This is a genomic window from Janthinobacterium sp. TB1-E2 (assembly GCF_036885605.1).
Classification (GTDB): domain Bacteria; phylum Pseudomonadota; class Gammaproteobacteria; order Burkholderiales; family Burkholderiaceae_D; genus Janthinobacterium; species Janthinobacterium aestuarii.
The window spans coordinates 1,214,227-1,238,597 of sequence record NZ_CP142523.1; the positions used below are offsets into that span (position 1 = coordinate 1,214,227).

The following is a 24,371-nucleotide window of genomic DNA, read 5'->3' on the forward strand; positions in this document are numbered from 1 at the left end:
TGACGGGCATGCACGCCTATACCGACAAGCTGGCGCAGCGCCGCCCCCTGTGGATGGTCAGCCTGGCCATCGACGAAACGAATCTGTCCGAGGGCTTGCGGGCCGCGTGCGCCTCGAGCGCCATGCTGCTGCTGGGCCTGCTGTTCGACCATCCCGATTTTTCCTGGGCCGCCATCGGCGCCTTCTGGACCTGCCTTGCGGACGCGGCCGGCACGCGGCGCATGCGCTTCGTCTCGATGGTGGGCTTCGGCTTGCTGTCGACGGTCGCTGGCGGCCTGACGGCGCTGGCGGCCGGCCATGGCGTGGTGGTGGCGGCCATCGCCGTCCTGCTGTTTTCCTGGGCCGGCGCGCTGGCGCGCATCTGGGGCGCGGCCACGGCGCAAGTGGCCATCCTGGCGGCCACGGCCTGCGTGGTGATGGTCACGCATCCGTTGGAATCGATGACGCAGACGGCGCCTTTCCTGGGCTTGTACATGTTCGGCTGCCTGTTTGCCACCGTGCTCAGTTTTACGGTCTGGCGTATCCATCCGTTCAGCCCGGCCAGGCGCGCCATCCGCGCCGCGTATTCGCGCCTGGCCGGCATCGCGCGCGACAATGCGCGCTTCCTGGAGCAGGGCCCGGCGCTGCCGGACGCGACCGCGCATGGCGCCAGCTACCGTTCGCAGGCGCGCGCCGCGCTGGAAGCGGCGCGCGTGGCGTTGGCCGCCGTGCCGCCCGCCCGCGCGGGACGCAGCGCCCTGTACGACAACTTGCTGCTGGCGCTCAGCGACGCCGAGCGCATCTTCGCCTATCTGATCGCCGTCACGCATACGTGCGAGCGCGAGCAGCAGCGCCTGCGCCAGGATCCGCGCGCGCGGCGCAGCCTGGAAGTGATGGCCGTGCTGCTGCGCCGCCTGGGACAGGCCGTACAGCGCCAGCCGGAAACGCCGCCCCTGGCATTGCAGCGCCGCCTGGCGGGCTGCGGACGGCGCCTGGAAGCGGCGCTGGGCGCCTTGCTGCCGCTGCGACTGAACGTGGACTTCATGGAACTGGGCTTGCCGCGCGCGACGCAGCTGCCGTGGCGCGAGGCGGCTTTCCTGGCGCTGGGGCAGGCATGGCAAACGGCGAAGGTCAACGCCACGCCGCAATCGTTGAGCTGGCGCCATGCGGCGCGCGTGTCGCTGGCGACGACGGCCGGCTTCCTCTTGGTCGAAGCCTTGCAGATTCCGTTCGGCTACTGGGCCACGATGGCGACCTTATTGATCTTGCAGCCATCCGTATCGACCACCTGGCCGCGCGGCATTGAGCGGGTCGCTGGCAGCGTGCTGGGCGCCGTGCTGGCCGTGCTGATCGGCCTCGTCATTTACACGCCGCTGGGCATCTCGCTGGTGGTGTTTCCCCTGATTGTCGCCACCATGGCCTTGCGCCGTGTCAGCTACAGTCTGCACGTGCTGTTCATGACGCCCGCCTTCGTGCTGGTGGCCGACTATGCGGCGCCGGCCAGCGAGATGGTGTATGCGATGAGCCGCCTGGGCAACAACGTGCTCGGTTGCGTGCTGGCTCTGCTGGCCACGTTTTTCCTGTGGCCGGACCGCGAGGCGGACGATCTCGACCAGCGCCTGGCGAAAGCCGTGTCGGCCAACCTGAAATACCTGCTGGCCGTGCTGGCGGCGGGCGGACGCTGGGATAGTGCGATTGCGCGCCTGCGCCGTGAGGCGGGGCTGGCCAGCAATAACGCGGAGCAAGTGCTGCAGCGCTTGCGCATCGAGCGCCGCCTGGACCGTAGCAGCGGCGTGGGCCTGGCGGCGCTGCGCACCTTGCCGCTGCTGCGCCGCGTGGCGGGCAGTACGGCGCGCATCAGTTTGAGTCCCCAAGCCGAGCCGGCGCCGCCCGAATTGCAACGGTGGATTGCCGCCGTCAGCGGGGAAATCGATGCGCTGCTGCGTGGTGCAGCCGATGCCAGCGCGCCCGGCCCGTGCGCGGCCGAGGGCTTGACTGCCCTGCAAGCCGATGCGGTGGCGCAGGTGCAGTTGTTGCGCGGCTTGCTGCGCGAGCATGTGCAGGCCGTCGATAGCGCGGTGGCATCTTCGCACTGAAGCGTAGCCGCTCGGCCGGTTGCGCCCGCAACCGGCCTTTTCCTGCTTGCGGCGCCAATATTGTATAGACGTTTGGCGCTTGCCAATCTCTCCAAATTCCACATTTCATGGGCTTCTCAGATATATTTTTCAAACTGGAAATTTATCGAAAGGAAACGTTGACTCTAAAATAAGTGCGGTCTATATTCGTTTTCGTAGCAAGCAAAAATGAAATTCATATGGATTTTTTTACGACTGGTCTGACGCGATTGCCAGGTTTACCTGGCGCAATCGCTAACATGGAGAGTAGTAAATGAAAAAGATTGCAGCATTTATTTTTACCCTGGGACTGAGCGCTTCCTACGCCATCGCTTCCGATATCGGCTGCTCCAGTTGCGAGGAGGAGCTGCGGGAATGCACGATGATGAATGGTGACAGATCCCCATTTTGCATCGGCAGTTACAAAGCCTGCCTGAAAGTCTGCCAAATCGGCGCCTGATATCCGTTTTTTGCATTGCGAGGCGGCCGGTCATCGCCTGCTGCGCTGGCCGCCCATCGATCCTCTACGCCTCTAAGAAACTTATGATGCAAAAGAAAATTAAAACCATCGCCATGTATGGCTTGATCCTGGCCGCTGGCCTGGGCAGCGGTTATGGCCTGTCCTTGTTGCCCGGCTTGCTCAAGTCGAATTACACCGAGGGCAATTACGCCGCGTATTTCCCGAATGCCCAGACGAAAGTGGTGCTGTACGGCACGGATTGGTGCGGCTATTGCGCCAAGACGCGCGCCTACTTCAAGGAAAACAAGATCGAATTCGTCGATCTCGATATCGAGAAATCCCCGGAAGCAAGAAAAGCCCATGAAGCACTGGGTGGCGGCGGCGTACCGGTGGTGTTGATCGGCAACCGCAAGATCCAGGGCTTCAATGCAGGCGCGCTGGAAGCGGCGCTGAAGAAAATCTGACGTTCCCACTTGTTAACTTGAAAGGCTGACCATGTTCAAAAAGATTGCCGCTTTCCTGTTTGCTGCCGGCACGGCCCTGTCCTTCAGTGTGCACGCCGGCAGCCCCGATTGCACCTTTGTCTGCGAACGCAACATGCTCGATTGCGTGGAGTTCGACCAGCCAGCTTGCATGCAGCAGTACAAGGAATGCCTGCACCAGTGCCTGCGCTAGGAACGCGCTGACGCAGTGTGGATGGCGCGTAAGAGACGGCGCGCCATGGATGTCAGTGATCGTCTGTCAATTCAACAGGAGTGCTTATGTTCAAAAAACTGGGTTTCTTTTTGTTTGCCATGGGCGTCAGCGCCTCGTATGCGATCGCCGGCGGCGGCGAGCCGGAATGCTATTCGCAATGCGATGACAGGCTGGACCAGTGCATGACGGACCATCCGACCGCGCCTGGTGCCTGCACCAAGATTCATCAGATGTGCTACGACCGCTGCGATCCATACCTGCCGTAAATGTGCCGTCCATGATGGTTGCCGGCCTGCCCGTATCGTGGCCGGGCCGGCCGAATCACCTCATCCGTCCTGCAGTGCCTCATTTCCACCAAGGAGTACTTATGTTCAAAAAGCTCGGTTTCTTTTTGTTTGCCATGGGCGTCAGCGCCTCGTATGCGATGGCCAGCAGTACCGCTGACATTTCGGAATGCCAATCCGAGTGTTATATGGCGCTCGATGCCTGTGTCATGGAGTTCAGTGTTCCTTCATGCGTCCGCGCCAATAAAGTGTGTCTTCAGGCCTGCGGCTAGGAAAATCCAATAACTATTCTGGCCGGTGCTGAAGAAAGGCGCTAGCCGATTCTATCCCTTGTCTTTGGGCGCAACATGAAACTGTGACATGTTGCGTGTTTACTTCACGTCGCTCACTAAGGAACAGCATGTTTAAAAAAATCGCTTTTTTTCTTTTTGTTGCAGGTGCCAGCCTGTCGTTCAACAAGGCGGCAAACAGCACTCCAAGCTGTGGTTTCCAGTGCGCCCAATTAAGGGGAATTTGTCTCGACGAAGGCCGGGGTGACGCTTCCTGCCGCGACAACTACAATTTCTGCGTTGAAAACTGCCGTAATGGCATCTATCCCGAGATGCCGGAATAAGCAACACGTGCATGGCCGCGTCATCTGGCGCGGTCATGCCGCCACAGCACGTCGCTGCCGCCGGCAAAGCGGTTCAGTACGCGCGACAGCACGAACAGCAGGTCGGACAGGCGGTTCACGTACTGGCGCGGATGCTCGTGGATGGTTTCCGCATTGGCCAGCGCGACGATGCTGCGTTCGGCGCGGCGGCACACGGTGCGGCACACATGCGCGAGCGAGGCGGCGCGCGAGCCGGCCGGCAGGATGAATTCGGAAAGGGCCGGCAAGTCCGCATTGTATTTCGCCAGCAGGTCATCGAGGCGCAGCACGTGTTCTTCCTTGATCAGCTGGTAGCCGGGGATGCAGATTTCTCCGCCCAGGTCGAACAGGTCGTGCTGGATGGCCACCAGCTCGTCGCGCAAGGCGTCGGGCATGGCTTCGCACAGCAGCAAGCCGATATTGGAGTTCAGTTCGTCCACGTCGCCCATGGCGTGGATGCGGGCGCTGTCCTTGCTGGTGCGGCTGCCGTCGCCCAGGCCGGTGCTGCCATTGTCGCCCGTGCGCGTGGCGATTTTCGAAAGTCGGTTGCCCATGATGCTGATCCTGTAAAGAAGAATGGGGGCAGCATACGACACTGCGCGCCGCCTGGCTGCGGATTTGCGGGCAAATCGGACAAAAAATGCGGTGCGCGCCACTTTTGTGCTTACAATCGTTGCACGCCCATGTCCATTTGTCCCCATCTTATGCTCAATGCCGCTCCTGAATCCGGATTGACCGCCGCGCGCCAGCAAGCCGTCGTCGCGGCCCTGCTGGCCGTGCTGCCGGCCCGCTGCGTGCTGTCCGACGCGGAAGACACGCGCCCGTATGAATGCGATGGCCTGGCCGCCTACCGCCAGTTGCCGATGGTGGTCACCTTGCCGGATACGGAAGAGCAGGTTATCGCCATCCTCGGCGTCTGCCGCGAACTTGGCGTGCCGATCGTGCCGCGCGGCGCCGGTACGGGCTTGTCGGGCGGCGCCTTGCCGATCGCCGATGGCGTGGTGCTGTCGACGGCGCGTCTGAACCGCATCGTGCGCCTCGATGCCTACGCGCGCACGGCCGTGGTGCAGCCGGGCGTGCGCAACCTGGCCATCTCCGAAGCGGCCGCGCAATATGCCTTGTATTACGCGCCCGATCCCTCGTCGCAGATCGCCTGCAGCATCGGCGGCAACGTGGCGGAAAACTCGGGCGGCGTGCATTGCCTCAAATACGGCTTGACCGTGCATAACGTGCTGCGCGTGCGCGTCGTCACCATCGATGGCGATGTGCTGGAGCTGGGTGGCGAATGCCTGGACTCTCCCGGTCTCGACCTGCTGGCCGTCTTCATCGGCTCCGAAGGCATGCTGGGCATCGTCACGGAAGTGACCGTGAAACTGATACCGAAGCCGGCCACGGCGCGTGTCATCATGGCGTCGTTCGGCGACGTCGTCACGGGCGGCAATGCCGTGGCCAACGTGATCGCCGCCGGCATCATTCCGGCCGGGCTGGAAATGATGGACCAGACGTCGTCGCGCATGGTCGAGCCGTTCGTCAAGGCCGGCTACGACATCGACGCGGCCGCCATTTTGCTGTGCGAGGCGGATGGCACGCACGAGGAAGTGGAAGAGGAAATCGCGCGCATGACGGCCGTGCTGGAAGGGGCGGGCGCCAGTGCCATCGCCGTTTCGCAGTCGGAAGCGGAGCGCATGAAATTCTGGTCCGGCCGCAAGAACGCCTTTCCCGCCGCCGGTCGCATCTCGCCCGATTACTATTGCATGGACGGCACCATCCCGCGCAAAAAACTGGCGGAAGTGCTGACGGGTATCGCCGCCATGGAAACGACGCATGGCTTGCGCTGCGCGAACGTGTTCCACGCGGGCGACGGCAATCTGCACCCATTGATCCTGTTCGACGCCAACATGCCCGGCGAATTCGAGCGCGCCGAAACGTTTGGCGCCGATATCCTGGCCCTGTGCGTGGCCGTCGGCGGCACCATCACGGGCGAACATGGCGTGGGCATGGAAAAGATCAATTCCATGTGCGTGCAGTTTACGCGCGCCGAACTCGATGCCTTCTTTGCCGTCAAGCGTGCCTTCGATCCCCACACCTTGCTGAACCCGGACAAGGCGATTCCCACCTTGAACCGCTGCGCCGAATTCGGCAAGATGCATGTGACGGCAGGGCGCCTGCCGTTCGCCAACCTGCCCCGTTTTTAATTTTCCGGAGACCCCTTTGCAAGCGATAGCGGAACAATTCAGGCAGCAGATACTGGCGGCCAGCGCGGCGGGCAAGCCCTTGCGCCTGCGCGGCGGCGGCACGAAGGACTGGTATGGACAGCAGCTCGAAGGCGAGGTGCTCGACACGCGCGCATATGCGGGCATCATCGACTATGAACCGACGGAGCTGGTGATCACGGCCCGCTGCGGTACGCCGCTGGCCGAGATCGAGGCGGCGCTGGCCGCGCGCAACCAGATGCTGGCGTTCGAACCGCCGCACTTCGGCCCCGGCGCCACGGTGGGCGGCGTCGTCGCCAGCGCCTTGTCCGGCCCGCGCCGGGCCAGCGCGGGCGCCGTGCGCGATTTCGTGCTGGGCGCCGTGCTGATGGATGGCCATGGCGAACGCCTGGCCTTCGGCGGACAAGTCATGAAGAACGTGGCCGGCTACGATGTCTCGCGCCTGCTGGCGGGGGCCCTGGGGACCCTGGGCCTGATCCTGGAAGTGTCGCTGAAGGTGCTGCCCTTGCCGCTGCGCGAAGCGACGTTACGCGTGGCCTGCGCGGAAATCGCCGCCTTGCGCATGCTCAATGAGTGGGCGGGCAAGCCGCTGCCGATATCGGCCAGCTGCTGGCACGATGGCGTGTTGACGGTGCGCCTGTCCGGCGCCGAGGCGGCCGTGTCGGCGGCCCTGCAATCATTGAAAGGCGAAGTGCTGGCAGCAGAAGAAGCATCCGCCTTCTGGCTGTCCGTGCGCGAGCAAACGCACGATTTCTTTGCTGGCGCGGGCAGCCTGTGGCGCTTGTCGCTGCCGCCGCACGCCAGCGCCGTGATCCTGAAAGGGCGCCAGCTGATCGAGTGGGGCGGGGCGCAGCGCTGGCTCAAGCTCGATGGCGACGCCGATGCGGCCAGCAGCGTGCAGATTCGCCAGGCCGTGGCGGCCGCCGGCGGCCATGCGACCCTGTTCCGTGGCGGCGACAAGGCCGTGGGCGTGTTTCACCCGCTGGCGCCGGCCGTGGCCACCATCCACCAGCGTCTGCGGCAGGCTTTCGACCCGGCCGGCATCTTCAACCCGCACAGAATGTATTGAGCGCGCATGCAAACCAATCTCGCCGATTTCATCAAGAATACGCCGGCAGGCGACGAAGCCGAAGCCATTTTGCGCGCCTGCGTGCATTGCGGCTTTTGCACGGCCACCTGTCCCACCTACCAGCTGCTGGGCGACGAACTCGATGGCCCGCGCGGACGCATCTATTTGATCAAGCAAGTGCTCGAAGGCGCGCCCGTCACGGCCAAGACGCAGACGCACCTGGACCGCTGCCTGACCTGCCGTAACTGCGAGTCGACCTGTCCCTCGGGCGTGCAGTACGGGCGCCTGGTCGACATCGGCCGCAACGTCGTCGAGCAGCGCGTGCAGCGCCCCTTGCGCGAACGCGCGCTGCGCTTCGCGCTGAAGGAAGCCTTGCCGCGCCGCTGGCTGTTTACGCCCGTGTACAAGGCGGGGCAGGCGCTGCGGCCGCTGCTCTCGAAAGGCTTGCAGGATAAATTGCGTCCGGGCGCGCAAGCGGGGGCATGGCCCACGCGCCAGCATGCGCGCAGCATGCTGCTGCTCGATGGCTGCGTGCAGCCGGCCATGTCGCCGAACATCAACGCGGCCACGGCGCGCGTGCTCGATGCCTTGGGCGTGCAATTGATCGTCGCGCCGAAGGCCGGCTGCTGCGGCGCCTTGCGCCATCACCTGAATGACCAGGAAGCGGCGCTGGACGACATGCGCCGCAATATCGACGCCTGGTGGCCTTACGTAGACAGCGTGGACAGTGTGGAAGCCATCGTCATGACGGCATCCGGCTGCGGCGCCACGGTCAAGGAATATGGCCATTTGCTGGCCCACGATGCGCAGTATGCGGACAAGGCGCGGCGCATCGCGGCGCTGACGCGTGATCTGTCCGAGATCATGCCGGCGTTTGAAGCGGAACTGGCGGCGCTGCTGAAAGGGCGCATCGGAAAACGGGTGGCGTATCACCCGCCGTGTACCCTGCAGCACGGCCAGCAGGTGCGCGGCAAGGTGGAGCAGGTCTTGCGCGCCGTCGGCGTCGACGTGCGCCTGTGCGCGGACAGCCATTTGTGCTGCGGTTCGGCGGGCACGTATTCGATTTTGCAGCCGGCCCTGTCGCAGCAGCTGCGCGACAACAAGGTGGCGAACCTGGAGGCATGCGAGCCGGAGATGATCGTGTCGGCCAATATCGGCTGCCTGAGCCACCTGCAGTCGGGTACGGAGACGCCCGTGCGGCACTGGATCGAGCTGATCGACTCGGCCTTGGCGCCTATATAGGCACTTCGCTGTACTGCGCGATGCGCCATTGCGGCGCCGGCACGAAGTTGGCGGCCCACTCCAGCACGGCGTCGGCCGGCATGGGGCGGGCGATGCCGTAGCCTTGCGCCAGGTCGCAGCCCAGCTGGATCAAACGCGCGCCATGTTCGACGCTTTCCACGCCTTCGGCGATCACCGTCAGGCTGAAGGAGCGGGCCAGGCCGATGACGGCGCGCACCAGGTGCAGGTCGTCGCGGTCGTTGAGCATATTGCGCACGAAGCTCTGGTCGATCTTGACGATATTCGCCGGCAGGCGTTTCAGGTATGACATCGACGAGTAGCCGGTGCCGAAATCGTCGAGCGCGAACGTGATGCCCAGCGCCTGGCAGGCGCGGATGATGCGGCGCACGTCTTCGATGTCGTGCAGGGCCGACGATTCGAGGATTTCCAGTTCCAGCATGCTGGCGCGCACGCCGGGAAATTCGCCGAGGATGGTTTCCAGGCGCGAGACAAAATCCGGTTGCTGGAAGTGGCGTGCCGCGATATTCACGCTGACCACCCAGTGCTTGCCACTGGCCACCCAGCGCTGCATCTGCCACAGGGCCTGGCGCAGCACCCATTCGCCGATGTCGATGATCAAATCCGTCTGTTCCACCAGCGGCAGGAATTGCGCGGGCGCCAGCACGCCGCGGCGCGGATGCTGCCAGCGCAGCAGCGCTTCCATGCCCACCACGGTGCCGGCGCGCATGTTCACCTTGGGCTGGTAGTACAGCCGCAGTTCGCCATTGATCAGGGCATGGCGCACTTCCGTGCGCTGGTTGTGGTGGGTGCGCACTTCTTCATCGAGATTGGTGTCGAAGAAGTGGTACTGGTTGCGCCCCGTCAGCTTGGCCTGGTAGACGGCGTGGTCGGCGTGGCGCAGCAGGCTTTCCGTATTCAAGTCCTTGCCCGCGTAGACGGCGATGCCGGCGCTGGCCGTCATGTGCAGCGCCTGCTGGTCGCACTGATAGGGGCGGCACAGTTCCGCCATCAGCTGCGTGACGTTCTGTTCGATGCTGGCGATGCTGGCCTGGCCGCACAGCAGCAGGACGAATTCATCGCCGCCCAGGCGCGCCGCGTAGTGGACCTGGCCCGTAAAGCCGTGCAGGCGGCCGGCCACCTGCTTGAGGATTTCATCGCCGGCCTCGGCGCCGTAGCGGTCGTTGATGGCCTGGAAGTGGTCGAGGTCGAACAGGCAGACGGCCAGCAGACGCTGGCGTTCGCGCGCGAGGAACAGTTCCTGTTCGAAGCGGGCGGCCAGCGCGGCACGGTTGGGCAAACCCGTCAGCACATCATTGTAGTTTTGCCAGGACAGCTTTTGCAGCGCCTGCTGCATGTGCACGGTTTCGTTCAATTGCTCGCCCAGCTGGCGCTGGCTGGTTTTCAGCGTGGTCAGCAGTGCTTCGATATCGCCGGCCATGCCGTTGAACGACTGCGACACGGCTTGCGCTTCGGGCGTGGCGCCGGCCACCAGGCGCACGGCGAAGTTGCCGTCGCGGAAGCGGTCGGTCGCTTGCACGAAGCGCGCCAGCAGCTTGCGGTGGGTGCCCAGGATCAAGCCCAGCAGCACGAAGACGAGCACGATATTGATGCTGCTGAGGACGGCCTGCTCGCGCACCCTGAGCCACACCTGCGCCAGGGGCAGACCGGGCGTGTAGTGCAGGTCGAGGATGCCGTCGCCGCCGTCCGGCAGCGCCACCGTCAGGCGGCTGCGGATGGCCGTGATGCCGGCCAGGCGCGCGAACCACGCCGGCACCGTGGCCAGCGTGCCGGCCAGCTTGCTGTCGGCCAGCACCTCGACATGTCCGCCAGCCGTGTCCCAGCGCGCGGAAACGAGGCTGCGGTTCAGCGGCAGGGCGCTGCGCAGCACCTGGCGCACGCTGTCGTGCATCGCGTGACTGTCCGCGTGCACGGCCAGCGGCAGCACGCTATTGGCGAGGAACAGGTCGAGTTGCCGCGCATCGCTCTGGTAGCGCGCATTGGCCAGCGCCGTTTCCGTGCCGAGCAGGGCGTGATAGCGAACGGCGGAAACGGCGAGTATCAGGAAGAAAATAGGAAGAAAGAGGCGGGAATAAATTCCCATCCGCATCCATGAAGATAATATTTTCCCAAAGACTGGCATCGTTTTTTGATCGATATCTGCGAATAATTATGCAAACATTATCACCGAAATTTGCTATTGGAAACACAATATTGATATCAAGCATGAAATAAGTGCGGATTGATTGATTTCAGCAATTATTGTTTTTAAACAAACCACCAAATCGCTATTCCTGTAGCAATTGCCGAATGTCGTCCGCCAGGCTGGCCGGTTTGCTGGCCGTCGCGTAACGGCGAAATACGCTGCCATCCTTGCGCACCAAAAACTTGGTGAAATTCCATTTGATCGATTGCGTGCCCAATATGCCGGGCGCGGCCTGCTTTAATTGCGCAAATACGGGATGCGTATGCGGGCCATTCACGTCGACCTTGGCAAACAGGGGAAAGGTGACGCCGAAGTTTTTCTCGCAAAAGGCGCCGATTTCCGCATTCGATCCCGGTTCCTGCTGGCGGAATTGATTGCAGGGAAAACCGAGCACGACCAGCCCCTGCGCGTGGAATTCGCGGTACAGCGCTTCGAGCCCCTGGTATTGCGGCGTGAAACCGCAGGCGCTGGCCGTGTTGACGACTAGTAAAACCTTGCCTTTGTATTGCGCCAGGTCGACCGGCGTGCCGTCCAGCGCCTCGGCCTGGAAATCGTGGATGCTGGTCATGTCAGAGGAGTCCCAGTTTGGTGGCGCCCGTTTGCGGGGCGGGTTCCGGCGCCGTTGCGCCCTTGAGTTTGATCGTCAGGCGCAGGTCGTTGACGGAGTCCGCATTGCGTAGCGCGTCTTCATAGCTGATGGCGCCCGCTTCGTGCAGGTCGAACAGGGCCTGGTCGAACGTCTGCATGCCGTGCTCGCGCGATTTTTTCATCAATTCCTTGATCTCGTGCACCTGGCCCTTGAAGATCAGGTCGCTCATCAGCGGCGAATTGAGCAGGATTTCCAGCGCCGCCTTGCGCCCGCCGCCTTCCTTGTTGGGAATCAGGCGCTGCGAAATCATGCCTTTCAAATTCAGCGACAGGTCCATCAGCAGCTGCTGGCGCCGCTCTTCGGGGAAGAAATTGATGATGCGGTCCAGCGCCTGGTTGGCGTTGTTCGCATGCAGGGTGGCCAGGCACAAATGGCCCGTCTCGGCAAACGCGATGGCGTGGTCCATCGTGTCGCGGTCGCGGATCTCTCCGATCTGGATCACGTCGGGCGCCTGGCGCAGGGTGTTTTTCAGGGCCGTGGCCCAGTCGTCCGTATCGACGCCCACCTCGCGCTGGGTGACGATGCAGTTGCCGTGCGGATGGATGAATTCCACGGGGTCTTCGATGGTGATGATGTGGCCATGGCTGTGCGCGTTGCGGTGTCCCACCATGGCGGCCAGGGTGGTCGACTTGCCGCAGCCCGTGGCGCCCACCATGATGACGAGGCCCCGCTTGCTCATGACGATGTCTTGCAGGATGGCCGGTAAACCCAGTCCATCGAGCGTGGGGATGGCGGTATTGATCAAGCGCAAGACCATGCCTGCCTGGCCCATCTGCACGAAGGCGGACACGCGGAAACGCCCGAGTCCGTCCGGGCTGATGGCGAAATTGGCTTCGCGGCTGGCTGCGAACTCGGCCGCCTGGCGTTCGTTCATGACGGCGCGCACGTAGCCGGCCGCCTGTTGCGCGTCGAGCGCGCCGCCCGCCAGCGGCGTCAGTTTGCCGTCGAGCTTGATGGCGGCAGGAAAGCCGGCCGTGATGAACAGGTCCGAGCCGCCCCGTGCGCGCATCTGCGCCAGCAGCGCGTGCATGGCGCCATAGTGTTCGTGCGTCGTCTGCATGGCTTATCCGGGGAAGTTTTCAGGGGCCTTGGCGGCCGAGCGGGCCGTCTCGGCCGAGATCGTGCCGCGTCGCACCAGGTCGGACAGGCACTGGTCCAGCGTCTGCATACCCACGTTGCTGCCTGTCTGGATGGCTGAATACATTTGCGCCACTTTCGCTTCGCGGATCAGGTTGCGCACGGCCGGCGTGGCCAGCATGATTTCATGCGCGGCCACGCGGCCCGCGCCATCCCTGGTTTTCAGCAGGTTTTGCGAAATGACGGCTTGCAGGGATTCGGACAGCATGGCGCGCACCATTTCCTTTTCCTCGGCGGGGAAGACGTCGATGATGCGGTCGATCGATTTCGCCGCCGACGAGGTGTGCAGGGTGCCGAACACGAGGTGGCCCGTTTCGGCCGCCGTCAGCGCCAGACGGATGGTTTCCAGGTCGCGCAATTCGCCCACTAAAATCACGTCCGGGTCTTCGCGCAGGGCCGAGCGCAGCGCGTTGCTGAACGAATGCGTGTGCGAACCCACTTCGCGCTGGTTGATCAGGCATTTCTTCGGTTCATGCACGAATTCGATCGGGTCTTCGATGGTCAAAATATGGTGGTTCAGGCGTTCGTTGACGTGGTTCACCATCGCCGCCAGGGTGGTCGACTTGCCGGAACCGGTCGGCCCCGTCACCAACACGAGGCCGCGTGGGCGCATGGCCAGTTCGCCGAAGATGCGCGGCGCGTTCAGGTCTTCCAGTGTCAGCACCTTTGACGGAATCGTGCGCAGCACGGCCGAGGCGCCCCTTTCCTGGTTGTAGGCGTTGACGCGGAAGCGGGCCAGGCCGGGAATCTCGAACGAGAAATCGCATTCCAGCGCTTCTTCATACGCCTTGCGCTGGCTGTCGTTCATGATGTCGTAGATCATGCTGTGCACTTCCTTGTGCTCGAGCGGGGGCACGTTCAGGCGGCGCACGTCGCCGTTGACCCGTATCATCGGCGGCAGGCCGGAAGACAGGTGCAAGTCGGAAGCCTTGTTGCTGACGGAGAAAGCGAGTAGTTCGGAGATGTCCATTTATAATCCCTGTGCCTGCATTGATGGGCTGGCGCACTGTGCCGCCGCCCCTATACACTAGAAAATGATTATGTCCACAATCGAACAGAACTTGCAAGCCGTGCGCGAGAGTATTGCGCAGGCCGCCGCTGACGCGCAGCGCGCCCCTGGCGACGTGACCCTGCTGGCCGTCTCGAAAACCTTCGGCGCGGACGCCGTGCTGGACGCCATGCGCGCGGGCCAGGCGGCGTTCGGCGAAAACTATCTGCAGGAAGCGCTCGACAAGATTGCCTTTGTGAAGGCGGCCGCGCCGCAGCACGCGCCCGCATGGCATTTCATCGGTCCCATCCAGAGCAACAAGACGCGCCCCATCGCCGAGCACTTCGACTGGGTGCATACGGTGGAACGGGAAAAGATCGCCGCGCGCCTGTCCGAGCAGCGCCCGGCCGGCTTGCCGGACTTGAATATCTGCCTGCAAGTCAATATCAGCGGCGAGGCGAGCAAGAGCGGCGTGACGCCGGCCGAACTGCCGGCGCTGGCGCATGCCGTGGCGCAATTGCCCCGTTTGCGTTTGCGCGGCCTGATGGCCATCCCCGAGCCCGAAACGGAGCTCAAGCTTCAGCGCGCTGCCTTTGCGCAACTGCGCGCGCTGTACGAACAATTGAAGGCTCAAGGGCTGGCGCTCGACACCTTGTCGATGGGCATGTCGGCCGACTTGCGCGCCGCCGTGCTTGAGGGCGCCACCATCGTGCGCGTGGGCAGTGCCATCTTTGGTTCCCGCAACTATTCCTGATGAAGAGAGAACAAGCATGACGACAGAATTGAATATCGCCTTTGTAGGCGGCGGCAACATGGCCGCGGCCCTGATCGCCGGCCTGGCGGGTAAATTGACCCTGGGCGGCAACATCCACGTGATCGACCCGCACGCGCCGGCGCTGGAAAAGCTGCAGGTGCAATTCGGCGTCACGACGGCCACTGCCGCCGGTGACGCGCTGCGCTGCGTGGACGTGATCGTGCTGGCCGTGAAACCGCAAAGCATGCGCGAAGTAGCGGCGCAATTGCTGCCCTTCCTCGACGGGGAGCGTGCGCCATTGATCCTGTCGATCGCGGCCGGCATCCGCGCGCAAGACCTGTCGCGCTGGCTCGGCGATTACCGGGCCATCGTGCGTTGCATGCCGAACACGCCTGCCCTGATCGGCATGGGCATCACGGGCATGGTGGCCAGCGGCGGCGTCAGCGAAGAACAAAAAAAGACGGCGGACGCCATCCTGCGCGCCGTCGGCCAGACGGTCTGGCTCGATGATGAAGCGAAGATCGACCCCGTCACGGCCGTGTCCGGCAGCGGTCCCGCCTACGTGTTTTACTTTATCGAAGCGATGCAGCAGGCGGCGGCCGAGCTGGGTCTCACGCCCGAGCAGGGCACGCAGCTGGCGATTGCCACGTTTACGGGGGCGGCGCAGCTGGCGGCGAACTCCAGCGAACCCGTGTCCTTGCTGCGCGAGAGGGTCACGTCGAAAGGCGGCACGACGTATGCGGCCCTGACCAGCATGGAAGAGAGCGGTGTGAAAGCGGCCATCGTCAAGGGCATCAAGGCGGCCGCGCAGCGCGGGCGCGAGATGGGGGACGAGCTGGGCAAATAAACGCTACATCACCTTGACGGCGCGGCCGATATACAGGATCGGCCCTGTCGGCCTGCCTGTCGGCGAGCCCGTTTGCGGCTCCAGCGTGATTTCAAACAGTTGATCGGGCTGCAGCGGCGGCAGTTTGTCCAGGGTCAACTTAAGGCTTTGCCCCGGCTTGACCAGGCCCAGCGAGACGGGCGCGCCCCAGTCCTTGCCCTTGGTCCAGAATTGCAGGGCTTTTTGCTGCGGCACGGCAGTCGGGCCCAGCGGGATCAGGCTCAGGTCGCGGTTCTTGCCGCCCCGTCCGCCCGCCTGCACGATCCAGCCCGGCGATTTATCCTGCGGCGCCACCAGCACCACCAGATAGCCGGGGCCGCTGGGCGCTTGTAGCTGCGCGCTGACCAGCACGGCCAGCGCGGCCGTGGCCGCCAGGCCGCCACCGGCCAGCAGTCTCCAGAAGGCCAGGCTATTCCACCACACTTGCCAGCCGCCCGCTTGCCGCACGGCTTTCGGCGTGAACAGGCTGGCGCTGATGCGCGGCCACAACTGGGTCGAAGGCGTTTCGGGCGGCGCCAGCGTGGTCAAGGGCAGCAGACGCTGTTCCCAGGCATCGACGGCGTCGCGCAGGGCGGCGTCGCGCGGCAAACGCTGTTCCACTGCCGCCCGTTCGGCCAGCGCCAATGTTCCCAGCACGTATTCGCTGGCCAGCCTGTGCAATTCCTCGTCGCTGTTGATCATTGCATGCACTCCCGCAAGGCGGCCAGACCCCGCTTGACCCAGGCCTTGACGGTCCCCAGCGGCGCTTGCAGGCGCTGCGCGATTTCGCTATGGGAACAGCCATCGACGTAGGCGTACAGGATGCTATTGCGTTTGGGTTCGTCCAGGTGGCCGAGGCAATCGTGCAGCTTGCCCAGGTCCGCCTGGTCGGCATAGGCCTCGCCCGTATCATGGCTTTGGCGTTCGTGCAGCAGGGTTTCCACGGTATCCTCGTCGGCTGACAGTTCATGGGCGCGGGCACGCGCCACGTCCAGCGCCTGGTGCCGCACCACCACATAGATCCAGCCCTTGCCGCTGCCGCGCGTGGCGTCGAAACTGCCGGCGCGGCGCCAGATATTCAGGAAGGCGTCGTGCAGCACGTCTTCGGCCAAGGCCCGCTGGCGCACGATGCGCAGGGCCACGCCCAGCAGGTAGCGGCTTTCCTGCTGGTACAGGCCATGCAATGCCTGCTGCTCGCCCCTGGCGCAGGCGCGCAGGGCGGCATCGTAATCGTAAGGGGCGGCGTGGGCTGGCAAGGTTGGGGCAATCGTCAAGGTTTAACGGTTAGCAAGTTTTCAAGGCCGAGTATAGGCCAGAAACCAGCTTGCCAACCGTCAACGCCAGGTATTTATACGGCTTTCCAGAAGATATAATCGGCCTGGTAGGGCACCCATTGCTTGGCGCCGATGGACTCCATGCCGCAAGGGCTGCTTGGCGCCACGCCGCCGCTGGTGGCCACGCGCTGGATGTAGCTGACGCCCTGCATGGCGCCGCTGCCCGTGGCCGGGTTGGCTTTTACCAGTTGATACGGGATGTTGCCCGCGCCGGCCGGCGCCACGGCCACTTGCGTCGCCGTCACTTTCGAGCCATCGAGGTTGGCCCAGGTGGCAGGAGGACCGACATACGTGCCGACCTGCATGCCACCGCGGTCGTTCAGAGCCGCGTCCGGTCCCACGAAGACCCATTCATGGCCCGTCATGTCTTTCTTGGCCTTGCATTCGTAGGCGATCTTGCCCACGCCCACCGTCTGCATGGCCACCTGGTGGCCATCGGGCACTTTCACGGCGTTCGGCAATTGTTCCTGCGAATAGCGCGCGCTCATGGGGGCGCAGGCGGCCATCAGCAGGGCGGCGCACAGCACGGTGAGGGAAGGGGCGGTATGGCGTGGGGCGATGGTGGCAAGCATGGCAAACTCCTGGTAGTTGGCTCAACCGGCTGGTTGATACCATTACTACGCAGGGGTTTGCTATTTGGATGCAGCCAGGAAAAAAATATTTTATTCCGGTGTTTCTTTCTTGCTGAAACGCTGCGCCAGCGCCAGCACGACGGGCATGGCGGTGGTCGCGTGCTTGAGCAGCGCGCCGCTGGCCCGCAGCAGCGGCAGGAAACGGCGCGGCCGCACGAGCAGCAGGCCCAGCACGGCGCCGCCTATCATCAGGGGAATTTTGAAGCGCGTGGCCAGGGTGTGGCGCAGATTTCCGCCCGTCAAAGGTTCCAGCAATTGCCGCGTCTGCACGCCGAGGGCCAGGCGCTGCAGCGCACATTCGGCCAGCAGCGCATCGCGCCGCTGCGCCAGGCTGGCGGCCGTGTGGACGTGCGACAACTTGGTGGGATGCGTGGTCATGGCCGCTCCGATCCCCGGCGTGCCAGCAGTTGCAGCTCGTCCAGGTCTTTGTTCAGTTCGGAAAGTGTGAAGGACAGCAGTTTCGGCTTGCTGCGGAAACTGGCGCGCACGCCCAGCAGGGTGGCGATGGCGGCAACGATGAAGACGGCGGCCGTGATGGCGATGGCGGCGATGCGGTGCGTGTCCCAGAACAGCACGATGACGAGGAACACGATCAATACCAGGCCGACGAACAGGCACAGCAGTGCCAGCATGGCCAGGGCCAGATAGGACAGGAAGCGCAGCGACTCTTCTTCCATTTCCACTGCCGCCAGGGCCAGACGGGTCTGGACGATGGCGGCGAGGGTCGCTGCGACTTGGGCGACATGGTGCATGATAGCCATATGCTGCCTTTCGCGTCAGGAGACGGCTTATGCCGTCGGTGCTGCGTCGATACTAACTAGCGGCGTGACGAGGAAAGCAGCAGGCCGAACAGCACGCCCACGACGGCGCCCGCGCCCACGGCTTTCCACGGATTGTCCTGCACGTACTCGTCGGTGGCCTTGGCCGCCTTCTTGGTCCGTTCGAGCAAGTCTTCTTCCAGCTTGATCAAGTCTTTCTTGGCCGTTTCCAGGGTGGCGATGAACTTGTCCTTGACGGCTTTGACATTCTCGCCCGTCTGATCCTTTGCGCCGTCGAGCCAGCCTTCCGCTTCATTGATGACGGTTTTCAGGTCGCCGACCAGTTTGTCGCGGGCCTTGTCGGCGTCGGCGAGGATGCTGTCGCTGCTGGATTTTCCGGTATGTATCGAGCTCATGTATTACCTCATGGAAGTGAAACTGCACAGTGAAATACCAGTGTAGGCAGCTGCGGCCAGGCTTGTCTTGCGCCGCCTCAAGGGCTACCGCGGCGCAAGGGGTATTGCTTAACGGAAAGCAAAGTCCAGTACCACGCCCGCAAACACCGCTGCTCCTAGCCAGTTATTATGCCGGAATGCCGCAAAACACGGCATACGCTCGCGTGCGCGGATCAGGGTGTAGTGGTAAGCGGCGCAGCCGGCCGCAACTACCAGGCCCCCGACGAACCAATAACGCAAGCCCAGGTACCAGCCGCAGCCCAGCCACAGCAGCAGGAAAACGGCATAGCAAAACATGACCATGGCCACGTCGTAGCGGCCGAAGGTGACGGCCGACGTCTTGATGCCGATTTTTAAATCGTCGTCGCGGTCGACCATCGCGTATTCCGTATCGTAGGCCACGGCCCAGAAAACATTACCGAGCAGCAGCAGCCAGGCGACGACGGGCACGGAATCCGTGATGGCGGCAAAGCCCATGGGAATGCCGAAACCGAAGGCGATACCGAGATACGCTTGCGGAATGGCAAAGAAGCGCTTGAAGTAGGGATAGGTGCCGGCGATGATGACGGCGGCCACGGACAGTTGCTTGGTCAGCGCATTCAAGGGCAGGATCAGGCAAAAGGCCAGCACGGTCAGCACGCCGGCCACGGCCAGCGCTTCCTTGCCGCTGATGCGTCCGCTGGTGATGGGGCGCTCCGCCGTGCGCTTGACGAATTTGTCGATATCCTGGTCGGCGTAGTCGTTGATGGCGCAGCCTGCCGAACGCATCAGGAAAGTGCCGAGAGTAAAGATGAGCAGCAGCCGCCAGTCCGGCACGCCCTGCTGCGCCAGCCACAGCGCGCACAGGGTAGGCCACAGCAGCAATACGGTACCGATAGGCTTGTCCAGCCGTATCAGGCGGAAATACAGCGCCAGCTTGTTCATGGAAGACTCGATCTTGTTGAAGAGAAAGGTCGATTATCGCAAATAGTATGTAAATGTACTATTCGTCGTCTTCGCACAAGGGAGTAATGCCAGGCAAGTTGCAGCTGGCGATGGCCGCGCACAGGGCGTCGATGGCGGCCTTGCGCGTAAAACTCTTGCGCCACAGCATCACCACCCGGCGCGATGGCACGGGTTCCGCGAACGGCCGGTATTCGAGCATGCCGTCGGTGGCGTGCATATTGGCGACGGAGGCGCGCGGCAAGACCGTCAGGCCGATGCCGCTGGCCACCATGTGGCGGATGGTTTCCAGTGAAGAACCTTCGAACGTGCGCTGGATGCCGTTGCCGGGCGAGGAAAAACGCGCCATTTCGGGGCACACTTCCAGCACCTGGTCGCGGAAGCAGTGGCCATTGCCCAGCAGTAGCATGGTTTCCGATTTCAAATCCTGCGCGGCGATTTTGTCACGCGCCGTCCACGGATGCTGGCGCGGCATGGCGACGACGAAGGGCTCGTCATACAGTTCCTGCATCGCCATGCCGTGGTCGGGCAGGGGCAGGGCCATGATGGCCACGTCCAGTTCGCCCTGGCGCAGCAATTCGAGCAAGCGAACCGTGAAGTTTTCCTGCAAGATCAAAGGCATCTGCGGTACCTGGTCTATCATGGCCTTGACCAGGGGCGGCAGCAGGTAGGGGCCGATCGTGTAGATCACGCCCAGGCGCAGGGGGCCGGCCAGTGGATCCTTGTTTTGCTTGGCGAGTTCCTTGATGGCGGCCGTCTGTTCCAGCACGCGTTCGGCTTGCGCGATGATCTGCGCGCCCAGCGGCGTGACGGAGATTTCCGCACCGCCCCGTTCGAACAGGACCACGCCCAATTCGTCTTCGAGTTTTTTGATGGCCACTGACAGGGTGGGCTGGGCAACGAAGCAAGCTTCGGCGGCATGGCCGAAGTGCTTCGCTCGCGCGACTGCAACGATATATTTCAGTTCAGTCAGTGTCATAGGTTGATTGAAACACAGGAAGTACTTACTTGCAATGAATGAAAGGTGGCGCAAACGTGAAACTGTGGCGCCGATGGCGTATTGTAGCGGATCGCCCCCTATAATGCGGGACCGGGCGGCGGAGGGAGAGGGCGATGGAACTGCGGATGCAGGCGCTGGAAGCGGCGATCAATTACTGGCGCGCCAGGCAACCGGCGTGCGGCAATGAATATGCGCTGTCGCCGCCCGTCAGCCGTCTGGCCGGCGTGTATGCGCTGATGATTTACCACCGGCAAGATCGCATTGCCGAAGAGGACCTGGACCCGGCGATTCTGGCCTTGATCGATGCCTGGCGCCGCGCTGCCGGCGGCATCCAAAGCGATAGCCACGCCTGAGCGTGACCATAATTAACCCAACAAGAGATATCCATGCCTGACTTTGAAAACAAACTGTGCGGCCGTGACGAACTGCGCGCCCGCGCCGCGGCCCTGCCGAAACCGGTGGTGGTGACGAACGGCGTGTTCGACATTTTGCACCGCGGCCACGTGACCTATCTGGCGCAGGCGCGCGCGCTGGGCGCTTCGCTGATCGTTGCCGTGAATACTGATGCTTCAGTGAAACGTCTGGGCAAAGGCGACGACCGTCCCCTGAACAACTGCGAAGACCGCATGGCCGTGCTGGCCGCGCTGGAAGCGGTGAGCCTGGTCGTGCCATTCTCGGAAGACAGCGCCCTGGAAGTGGTGCAGGACATCGAACCGGAAATCTATGCCAAGGGCGGCGACTACGACATGGCGGCCATTCCGGAAGGCAAGGCCGTGCTCGCGTATGGCGGCCAGGCCGTGGCCATCGATTTCGAGCACGACCGCTCGACGACCAAGCTGTTGACGAAAGTGCGGACGCAGCAGGGCTGAGGAAGCTCGTCAATGTTTCCATACAGATAAAAAGACGTTACTATGAGAACCGCCAGGGCTGCGACTTCGTTTCGACCGCCCCAGCACGTTACACCGTCTGATATGCATTGCTTGTCATAGAAAATAAATGGATCATAAAACTTATGGGGATTGGCCACTGCCCTCCGGCGCCTGGTACGTCGATGACGAGGGCGCGTGGAGCATGCAGCGCAGCGCGGACGGCCAGAACGTCTCGCCCTTGGTGAGCCATGCCGATATCGGCAAGCTGATGCTGGCGCGGCGCCTGCCTGCGGCCGCCGACGCGCCCGTGCGCCAGTTTCCGCCCGAATTCTCGTTCGACCCCGTTTCTGGCGCGGCCTTGCAAGTGCCGCCCGACACCTCAATTACCCCGCCGTGGGTGCCGCCCTATGGCGCATACCCCGTCAGCGACGTGCCGCCGGCTGGCCCGGCCGGCTTGCGCCAGGCCAGCGTGCCCCTGAAACTGGCCGACCAGCGCGTCCGCGAAGAGCATGCGCAGGCCGATGCATCGCTGCCCATGCCGCCGCCCGGCGAATACGAATTCTTTTCCGCCCAGTTCGGCACCAGCGCGCCCGCGCTGCTGGCGCTCGACCCGCGCAAGGCCGTCCTGCACGCGTGGCTGCCCGCCTCGAAACGCTGGCTGGCGCTGGACCCCGACTATGGCAGCCTGCTGGCCGAATCGGACCTGGCCCACGGCGCTTGGCGCGCCGAGCTGGTGCCGGAATTCAATAGCGTGCTGGTCTTGCCGACCAGTCATGGCCTCGCCTGCATCCGCCCCGACGTGCCATCGCTGACCTACGTGGTCGAGCACGTGGGCGGCGCGCCGTGCATCGCCAGCCCCGTCTGGTTCCAGAACCGGCTGTGGGCACCGCTGCGCGACGACGATGGCCGCATCCGCTTCGTCAACCTTGACGCCGCGCAAAAGCCGGGCAGCGACGTGCTGCTCGACGGCATGCTCGACCTGGGTACCGTCAGCGCGCCCGTCGCCTACAACCGCATGGCCGTGTGGCCGTGCGCCAACGGCCAGCTGCGCTTGCAGTTGCAGCCGGACGGCAACGTGGCCGCCTCGTTCACCCCGTGGCCCGACGGGCTGGTGCCGCATTTCGAATTCGGCAGCCCCTACGTGTCGCGCGACGGCGGCCTGTGGCAGCTGTGCTTCGAGCGCAGCCGCGGCACCTATGTCTACGTGAAACTGGGCGCGCAGGCCGAACGGGCCGACGCGCTGGCGCCGCGCCTGTGTTCGGGCAGCTTCAATTACCGCTTCGCCGCCAAGCTGAAAACGGCGCCGTGGGAAGAACCGGAGCACGGCGACGATGGCGGCAAGAACCAGGCCGTCATGCCGCTGCTGGAATCGAGCGTTGGCAACAGCGTCTTTGGCGTCAAGTTTGCCACCAGTGCCGGCCTGTCGAGCGTGCTGCGCTCGAACGAGCGCCTGGCGGCCCAGCTGGTGCAGGACGACGAGTTGCGCGAAACCGTGTTTCACACGTTCGCCGTCAGCGAGCCGTGGCGTGTGCGCCTGTTTGTCCATGAAGGCATGCTGTGGGCGTATCACCCCTTGCTGTCGCGCATCGATGGCTGGGCCTTGCAGGCATGAAAGCGCGCGTCCTGATTGCGGCCTGCGCCGCCTTTTTCGCCACCGCCAGCGTGCAGGCGGCCGGCATCCAGCAAGCGTTTCTCGTGCAAAACTCGGGCTGGATGGAGCCGTTCTACACGGATGAACAGTCGCAGCTGAAAGCCCTCGTGGGCGCTGTGGCGCAGGCCGCCACGAACCCGTCCGATAAAGTTTATACGCTGGCCTTCAGCCAGAGCAGCGGCAGCAATGTGTCGCCCGCACTGATCGGGCAAGGGCAGGGCGGCGCCGGCGTGGCGGGTCAGCTGGCCAATCTCGGTCTGGCGCGCAAGAGCGCCGGTGGCGCGCTGGCCGACACGGATTTCCAGGAAGCCGTCACGAAGACCATCACGGGACCGTTCCAGTCCGCCTCCGGCATCGTGTGGATTTTTACGAACAACAAGAACAGCCCGAACAACGACAGCCAGACGGCCGAGCGCAACCGCGACTTTTACCGGCTGCTGCACCTGGAACCGTCGATCACCAAGACGGTGGTGTTTCCCCTGCGCATGCCCGTGCAGGGCAAGCTGTACAGCGCCAAGGGCTTGATGGTGTATGCGCTCGCGTATGGCCAGCCCGCGTCCGAGGCGTTGAACCGCATCCTGGCCGAAGGGCGCTTGTCGCAAGTGCTGACGCGCCCGCCCGCGCGCTTGAAACCGGTGGACCAGGATGCCGTGCGCATCGTGCCCCAGTCCGTCAAGAACAGCGCCAATGTGCACGCCAGCCTGGGCCGTGACGGGCGCACCATCGTGCTCGACGTCGATGCGGCGAAGCTGCTGCCGCAAGTGGTGCTGCAGGCGTCGCTGCAAAACATGTTTTTCCCGTACGTGATCGATAGCGCCAAGGTGCACGCGAGCCTGGCCGGCCAGAACGCGCCGCTGCACGTTGCGCCGGATCAAATCCGTCAGCTGCAGCCGGGCGCCAGCCAGTCCGTGCAGGTACAGTTTGCGCTGCCGATGGCGCAGATCCCGTCGCCATGGTCGGCGCAGGCGATCGCCGCCATGGGCAAGCAGGTGATGCTGCCCATGCAGGCGCAAGTGGGCCTGTCGGAACAGCGGCTGGCGCTGGCGTCCAGCTTTGGCAAGGATTTGCAGGAACTGTTCCCCGGCGACCCGATCTCGGATATGTTTACGCCGCCCGACAGCGTGCGCGCCTCGCAGGCAACGATACCGCTGCTGGTGCGCATACAGTATCCGCTGCTGCCCGTGCTGGTGATACTGGGCGGCGTCCTCGCGCTGGTGCTGGGCTTGCTGGCGCTGGGCCTGGTCGGCACGCGCGCCACGCGCTACAAGCTGATGGCCGATGGCGTGCAGCGGCAAGTGCTGTTGAAACCGTTCAAGAGCGTGCAGATCCGCGATGATGACGGCCGAGATATCGGCGAACTCAAACGTGGCCTGGGCAAGCCGGCCGTCGTGCGCGTGGCCGAGGGCCACACCCTGAGCCTGGCCTGAACACAGATTCCTTTTTAAA

At 63.7% G+C, this 24,371-nt stretch carries 29 protein-coding genes; 16 read left to right on the top strand and 13 right to left on the bottom strand.

What is annotated here, in order from left to right; all coding sequences use genetic code 11:
- Positions 1–8 precede the first annotated feature (8 nt).
- The 7 genes from OPV09_RS05485 (at position 9) to OPV09_RS05515 (ending at position 4,146) form a co-directional block, all read left to right on the top strand.
- Positions 9–2,075, top strand: a complete 2,067-nt coding sequence (locus OPV09_RS05485; protein ID WP_338680820.1) for an FUSC family protein — start codon at positions 9–11, stop codon at positions 2,073–2,075.
- 292 nt (positions 2,076–2,367) lie between these two features.
- A complete protein-coding gene (locus tag OPV09_RS05490) occupies positions 2,368–2,553 on the top strand; it encodes a hypothetical protein (RefSeq protein WP_034749106.1) in 186 nt (61 codons plus the stop codon).
- A gap of 83 nt (positions 2,554–2,636) precedes the next feature.
- Positions 2,637–3,017: a glutaredoxin family protein gene (locus OPV09_RS05495; protein WP_034749103.1), complete on the top strand. Its 381-nt coding sequence runs from the start codon at positions 2,637–2,639 to the stop codon at positions 3,015–3,017.
- Between the two features lie 31 nt (positions 3,018–3,048).
- On the top strand, positions 3,049–3,228 hold the full coding sequence (locus tag OPV09_RS05500) for a hypothetical protein (RefSeq protein ID WP_338680821.1): 180 nt from the start codon (positions 3,049–3,051) through the stop codon (positions 3,226–3,228).
- Positions 3,229–3,314: 86 nt separating this feature from the next.
- On the top strand, positions 3,315–3,515 hold the full coding sequence (locus tag OPV09_RS05505; RefSeq protein WP_034749098.1) for a hypothetical protein: 201 nt from the start codon (positions 3,315–3,317) through the stop codon (positions 3,513–3,515).
- Between the two features lie 101 nt (positions 3,516–3,616).
- Positions 3,617–3,805, top strand: coding sequence for a hypothetical protein (locus OPV09_RS05510; protein WP_034749095.1), 189 nt, complete (start codon positions 3,617–3,619; stop codon positions 3,803–3,805).
- Between the two features lie 128 nt (positions 3,806–3,933).
- Positions 3,934–4,146 (top strand): hypothetical protein, encoded by a 213-nt coding sequence (locus OPV09_RS05515; protein WP_139143510.1) that lies wholly within the window; start codon positions 3,934–3,936, stop codon positions 4,144–4,146.
- A 20-nt stretch (positions 4,147–4,166) separates the two neighbouring features.
- On the opposite strand, the gene OPV09_RS05520 is transcribed toward OPV09_RS05515, so the two are convergent.
- Positions 4,167–4,718 carry a cob(I)yrinic acid a,c-diamide adenosyltransferase gene (locus OPV09_RS05520; protein ID WP_034749092.1) on the bottom strand — a complete coding sequence of 184 codons (552 nt, stop codon included), beginning with the start codon at positions 4,716–4,718 and terminating at the stop codon, positions 4,167–4,169.
- Positions 4,719–4,868: 150 nt separating this feature from the next.
- Here OPV09_RS05520 and OPV09_RS05525 point away from each other — a divergent pair, with 150 nt between their 5' ends.
- From OPV09_RS05525 to glcF, 3 genes are read left to right on the top strand one after another with little or no spacing between them, the layout of a single operon-like run.
- Entirely contained in the window at positions 4,869–6,359 is a 1,491-nt protein-coding gene (locus tag OPV09_RS05525) for an FAD-linked oxidase C-terminal domain-containing protein (protein WP_072456813.1), read from the top strand.
- Between the two features lie 16 nt (positions 6,360–6,375).
- Complete coding sequence (glcE, locus tag OPV09_RS05530; protein ID WP_072456816.1) at positions 6,376–7,446, top strand: glycolate oxidase subunit GlcE; 1,071 nt, start codon at positions 6,376–6,378, stop codon at positions 7,444–7,446.
- Positions 7,447–7,452: 6 nt separating this feature from the next.
- Positions 7,453–8,688 (top strand): glycolate oxidase subunit GlcF, encoded by a 1,236-nt coding sequence (glcF, locus tag OPV09_RS05535; protein ID WP_338680823.1) that lies wholly within the window; start codon positions 7,453–7,455, stop codon positions 8,686–8,688.
- Here the strand turns inward: glcF and OPV09_RS05540 are convergent.
- The 4 genes from OPV09_RS05540 to OPV09_RS05555 all read right to left on the bottom strand — a co-directional run bounded on the left by OPV09_RS05540 (position 8,681) and on the right by OPV09_RS05555 (position 13,647).
- A complete protein-coding gene (locus tag OPV09_RS05540) occupies positions 8,681–10,789 on the bottom strand; it encodes a putative bifunctional diguanylate cyclase/phosphodiesterase (RefSeq protein WP_338680824.1) in 2,109 nt (702 codons plus the stop codon). The genes glcF and OPV09_RS05540 overlap by 8 nt on opposite strands.
- 184 nt (positions 10,790–10,973) lie before the next feature.
- The gene (locus OPV09_RS05545) at positions 10,974–11,459 is read right to left on the bottom strand and encodes a glutathione peroxidase (RefSeq protein ID WP_219329983.1); all 486 of its coding nucleotides are present in this window, start codon (positions 11,457–11,459) and stop codon (positions 10,974–10,976) included.
- Between the two features lies 1 nt (position 11,460).
- Entirely contained in the window at positions 11,461–12,600 is a 1,140-nt protein-coding gene (locus tag OPV09_RS05550) for a PilT/PilU family type 4a pilus ATPase (protein ID WP_338680825.1), read from the bottom strand.
- Positions 12,601–12,603: 3 nt separating this feature from the next.
- Entirely contained in the window at positions 12,604–13,647 is a 1,044-nt protein-coding gene (locus OPV09_RS05555; protein WP_034749074.1) for a type IV pilus twitching motility protein PilT, read from the bottom strand.
- A gap of 70 nt (positions 13,648–13,717) precedes the next feature.
- Between OPV09_RS05555 and OPV09_RS05560 the strand changes: the two genes are divergently transcribed.
- Together OPV09_RS05560 and proC are read left to right on the top strand one after the other, a co-directional pair.
- Complete coding sequence (locus OPV09_RS05560; protein ID WP_338680826.1) at positions 13,718–14,419, top strand: YggS family pyridoxal phosphate-dependent enzyme; 702 nt, start codon at positions 13,718–13,720, stop codon at positions 14,417–14,419.
- A gap of 16 nt (positions 14,420–14,435) precedes the next feature.
- The gene (proC, locus tag OPV09_RS05565) at positions 14,436–15,266 is read left to right on the top strand and encodes a pyrroline-5-carboxylate reductase (RefSeq protein ID WP_338680827.1); all 831 of its coding nucleotides are present in this window, start codon (positions 14,436–14,438) and stop codon (positions 15,264–15,266) included.
- Positions 15,267–15,269: 3 nt separating this feature from the next.
- Here proC and OPV09_RS05570 read toward each other — a convergent pair whose 3' ends face one another.
- The 8 genes from OPV09_RS05570 to OPV09_RS05605 all read right to left on the bottom strand — a co-directional run bounded on the left by OPV09_RS05570 (position 15,270) and on the right by OPV09_RS05605 (position 20,384).
- A complete protein-coding gene (locus OPV09_RS05570; RefSeq protein ID WP_338680828.1) occupies positions 15,270–15,986 on the bottom strand; it encodes an anti-sigma factor in 717 nt (238 codons plus the stop codon).
- A complete protein-coding gene (locus tag OPV09_RS05575; protein ID WP_374106884.1) occupies positions 15,983–16,552 on the bottom strand; it encodes a sigma-70 family RNA polymerase sigma factor in 570 nt (189 codons plus the stop codon). Before OPV09_RS05575 ends, OPV09_RS05570 begins: the two co-directional genes overlap by 4 nt.
- An 80-nt stretch (positions 16,553–16,632) precedes the next feature.
- Positions 16,633–17,190 (bottom strand): DUF3455 domain-containing protein, encoded by a 558-nt coding sequence (locus OPV09_RS05580; protein ID WP_070305748.1) that lies wholly within the window; start codon positions 17,188–17,190, stop codon positions 16,633–16,635.
- A 90-nt stretch (positions 17,191–17,280) separates the two neighbouring features.
- Complete coding sequence (locus tag OPV09_RS05585; protein ID WP_070305746.1) at positions 17,281–17,628, bottom strand: hypothetical protein; 348 nt, start codon at positions 17,626–17,628, stop codon at positions 17,281–17,283.
- Positions 17,625–18,002: a phage holin family protein gene (locus tag OPV09_RS05590; RefSeq protein WP_081368364.1), complete on the bottom strand. Its 378-nt coding sequence runs from the start codon at positions 18,000–18,002 to the stop codon at positions 17,625–17,627. Before OPV09_RS05590 ends, OPV09_RS05585 begins: the two co-directional genes overlap by 4 nt.
- Positions 18,003–18,067: 65 nt before the next feature.
- On the bottom strand, positions 18,068–18,424 hold the full coding sequence (locus tag OPV09_RS05595) for a glycine zipper domain-containing protein (RefSeq protein ID WP_046683402.1): 357 nt from the start codon (positions 18,422–18,424) through the stop codon (positions 18,068–18,070).
- A 108-nt stretch (positions 18,425–18,532) separates the two neighbouring features.
- Complete coding sequence (gene ubiA, locus OPV09_RS05600) at positions 18,533–19,387, bottom strand: 4-hydroxybenzoate octaprenyltransferase (RefSeq protein ID WP_338680829.1); 855 nt, start codon at positions 19,385–19,387, stop codon at positions 18,533–18,535.
- Between the two features lie 58 nt (positions 19,388–19,445).
- Positions 19,446–20,384, bottom strand: coding sequence for a hydrogen peroxide-inducible genes activator (locus OPV09_RS05605; protein WP_338680830.1), 939 nt, complete (start codon positions 20,382–20,384; stop codon positions 19,446–19,448).
- A 134-nt stretch (positions 20,385–20,518) separates the two neighbouring features.
- Between OPV09_RS05605 and OPV09_RS05610 the strand changes: the two genes are divergently transcribed.
- From OPV09_RS05610 to OPV09_RS05625, 4 genes are all read left to right on the top strand, one after another.
- The gene (locus OPV09_RS05610; protein ID WP_338680831.1) at positions 20,519–20,758 is read left to right on the top strand and encodes a DUF3717 domain-containing protein; all 240 of its coding nucleotides are present in this window, start codon (positions 20,519–20,521) and stop codon (positions 20,756–20,758) included.
- A gap of 33 nt (positions 20,759–20,791) precedes the next feature.
- A complete protein-coding gene (rfaE2, locus tag OPV09_RS05615) occupies positions 20,792–21,274 on the top strand; it encodes a D-glycero-beta-D-manno-heptose 1-phosphate adenylyltransferase (RefSeq protein WP_035824719.1) in 483 nt (160 codons plus the stop codon).
- Between the two features lie 127 nt (positions 21,275–21,401).
- On the top strand, positions 21,402–22,886 hold the full coding sequence (locus tag OPV09_RS05620) for a hypothetical protein (protein WP_338680836.1): 1,485 nt from the start codon (positions 21,402–21,404) through the stop codon (positions 22,884–22,886).
- The gene (locus tag OPV09_RS05625; RefSeq protein ID WP_338680838.1) at positions 22,883–24,352 is read left to right on the top strand and encodes a hypothetical protein; all 1,470 of its coding nucleotides are present in this window, start codon (positions 22,883–22,885) and stop codon (positions 24,350–24,352) included. Before OPV09_RS05620 ends, OPV09_RS05625 begins: the two co-directional genes overlap by 4 nt.
- Positions 24,353–24,371 lie beyond the last annotated feature (19 nt).

Bases quoted from the DNA above. Each gene is read 5' to 3' on its own strand.
- OPV09_RS05525 (WP_072456813.1), top strand. From the start codon at position 4,869: ATGCTCAATGCCGCTCCTGAATCCGGATTGACCGCCGCGCGCCAGCAA.
- OPV09_RS05540 (WP_338680824.1), bottom strand. From the start codon at position 10,789: ATGGGAATTTATTCCCGCCTCTTTCTTCCTATTTTCTTCCTGATACTC.
- proC (WP_338680827.1), top strand. From the start codon at position 14,436: ATGACGACAGAATTGAATATCGCCTTTGTAGGCGGCGGCAACATGGCC.
- OPV09_RS05515 (WP_139143510.1), top strand. From the start codon at position 3,934: ATGTTTAAAAAAATCGCTTTTTTTCTTTTTGTTGCAGGTGCCAGCCTG.
- ubiA (WP_338680829.1), bottom strand. From the start codon at position 19,387: ATGAACAAGCTGGCGCTGTATTTCCGCCTGATACGGCTGGACAAGCCT.
- OPV09_RS05505 (WP_034749098.1), top strand. From the start codon at position 3,315: ATGTTCAAAAAACTGGGTTTCTTTTTGTTTGCCATGGGCGTCAGCGCC.
- OPV09_RS05585 (WP_070305746.1), bottom strand. From the start codon at position 17,628: ATGACCACGCATCCCACCAAGTTGTCGCACGTCCACACGGCCGCCAGC.
- rfaE2 (WP_035824719.1), top strand. From the start codon at position 20,792: ATGCCTGACTTTGAAAACAAACTGTGCGGCCGTGACGAACTGCGCGCC.
- OPV09_RS05620 (WP_338680836.1), top strand. From the start codon at position 21,402: ATGGATCATAAAACTTATGGGGATTGGCCACTGCCCTCCGGCGCCTGG.
- OPV09_RS05485 (WP_338680820.1), top strand. From the start codon at position 9: ATGCACGCCTATACCGACAAGCTGGCGCAGCGCCGCCCCCTGTGGATG.
- OPV09_RS05545 (WP_219329983.1), bottom strand. From the start codon at position 11,459: ATGACCAGCATCCACGATTTCCAGGCCGAGGCGCTGGACGGCACGCCG.
- OPV09_RS05590 (WP_081368364.1), bottom strand. From the start codon at position 18,002: ATGCACCATGTCGCCCAAGTCGCAGCGACCCTCGCCGCCATCGTCCAG.
- OPV09_RS05490 (WP_034749106.1), top strand. From the start codon at position 2,368: ATGAAAAAGATTGCAGCATTTATTTTTACCCTGGGACTGAGCGCTTCC.
- OPV09_RS05520 (WP_034749092.1), bottom strand. From the start codon at position 4,718: ATGGGCAACCGACTTTCGAAAATCGCCACGCGCACGGGCGACAATGGC.
- glcF (WP_338680823.1), top strand. From the start codon at position 7,453: ATGCAAACCAATCTCGCCGATTTCATCAAGAATACGCCGGCAGGCGAC.
- OPV09_RS05605 (WP_338680830.1), bottom strand. From the start codon at position 20,384: ATGACACTGACTGAACTGAAATATATCGTTGCAGTCGCGCGAGCGAAG.
- OPV09_RS05580 (WP_070305748.1), bottom strand. From the start codon at position 17,190: ATGCTTGCCACCATCGCCCCACGCCATACCGCCCCTTCCCTCACCGTG.
- OPV09_RS05595 (WP_046683402.1), bottom strand. From the start codon at position 18,424: ATGAGCTCGATACATACCGGAAAATCCAGCAGCGACAGCATCCTCGCC.
- OPV09_RS05570 (WP_338680828.1), bottom strand. From the start codon at position 15,986: ATGATCAACAGCGACGAGGAATTGCACAGGCTGGCCAGCGAATACGTG.
- OPV09_RS05560 (WP_338680826.1), top strand. From the start codon at position 13,718: ATGTCCACAATCGAACAGAACTTGCAAGCCGTGCGCGAGAGTATTGCG.
- OPV09_RS05510 (WP_034749095.1), top strand. From the start codon at position 3,617: ATGTTCAAAAAGCTCGGTTTCTTTTTGTTTGCCATGGGCGTCAGCGCC.
- OPV09_RS05625 (WP_338680838.1), top strand. From the start codon at position 22,883: ATGAAAGCGCGCGTCCTGATTGCGGCCTGCGCCGCCTTTTTCGCCACC.
- OPV09_RS05495 (WP_034749103.1), top strand. From the start codon at position 2,637: ATGATGCAAAAGAAAATTAAAACCATCGCCATGTATGGCTTGATCCTG.
- OPV09_RS05500 (WP_338680821.1), top strand. From the start codon at position 3,049: ATGTTCAAAAAGATTGCCGCTTTCCTGTTTGCTGCCGGCACGGCCCTG.
- OPV09_RS05610 (WP_338680831.1), top strand. From the start codon at position 20,519: ATGGAACTGCGGATGCAGGCGCTGGAAGCGGCGATCAATTACTGGCGC.
- OPV09_RS05555 (WP_034749074.1), bottom strand. From the start codon at position 13,647: ATGGACATCTCCGAACTACTCGCTTTCTCCGTCAGCAACAAGGCTTCC.
- OPV09_RS05550 (WP_338680825.1), bottom strand. From the start codon at position 12,600: ATGCAGACGACGCACGAACACTATGGCGCCATGCACGCGCTGCTGGCG.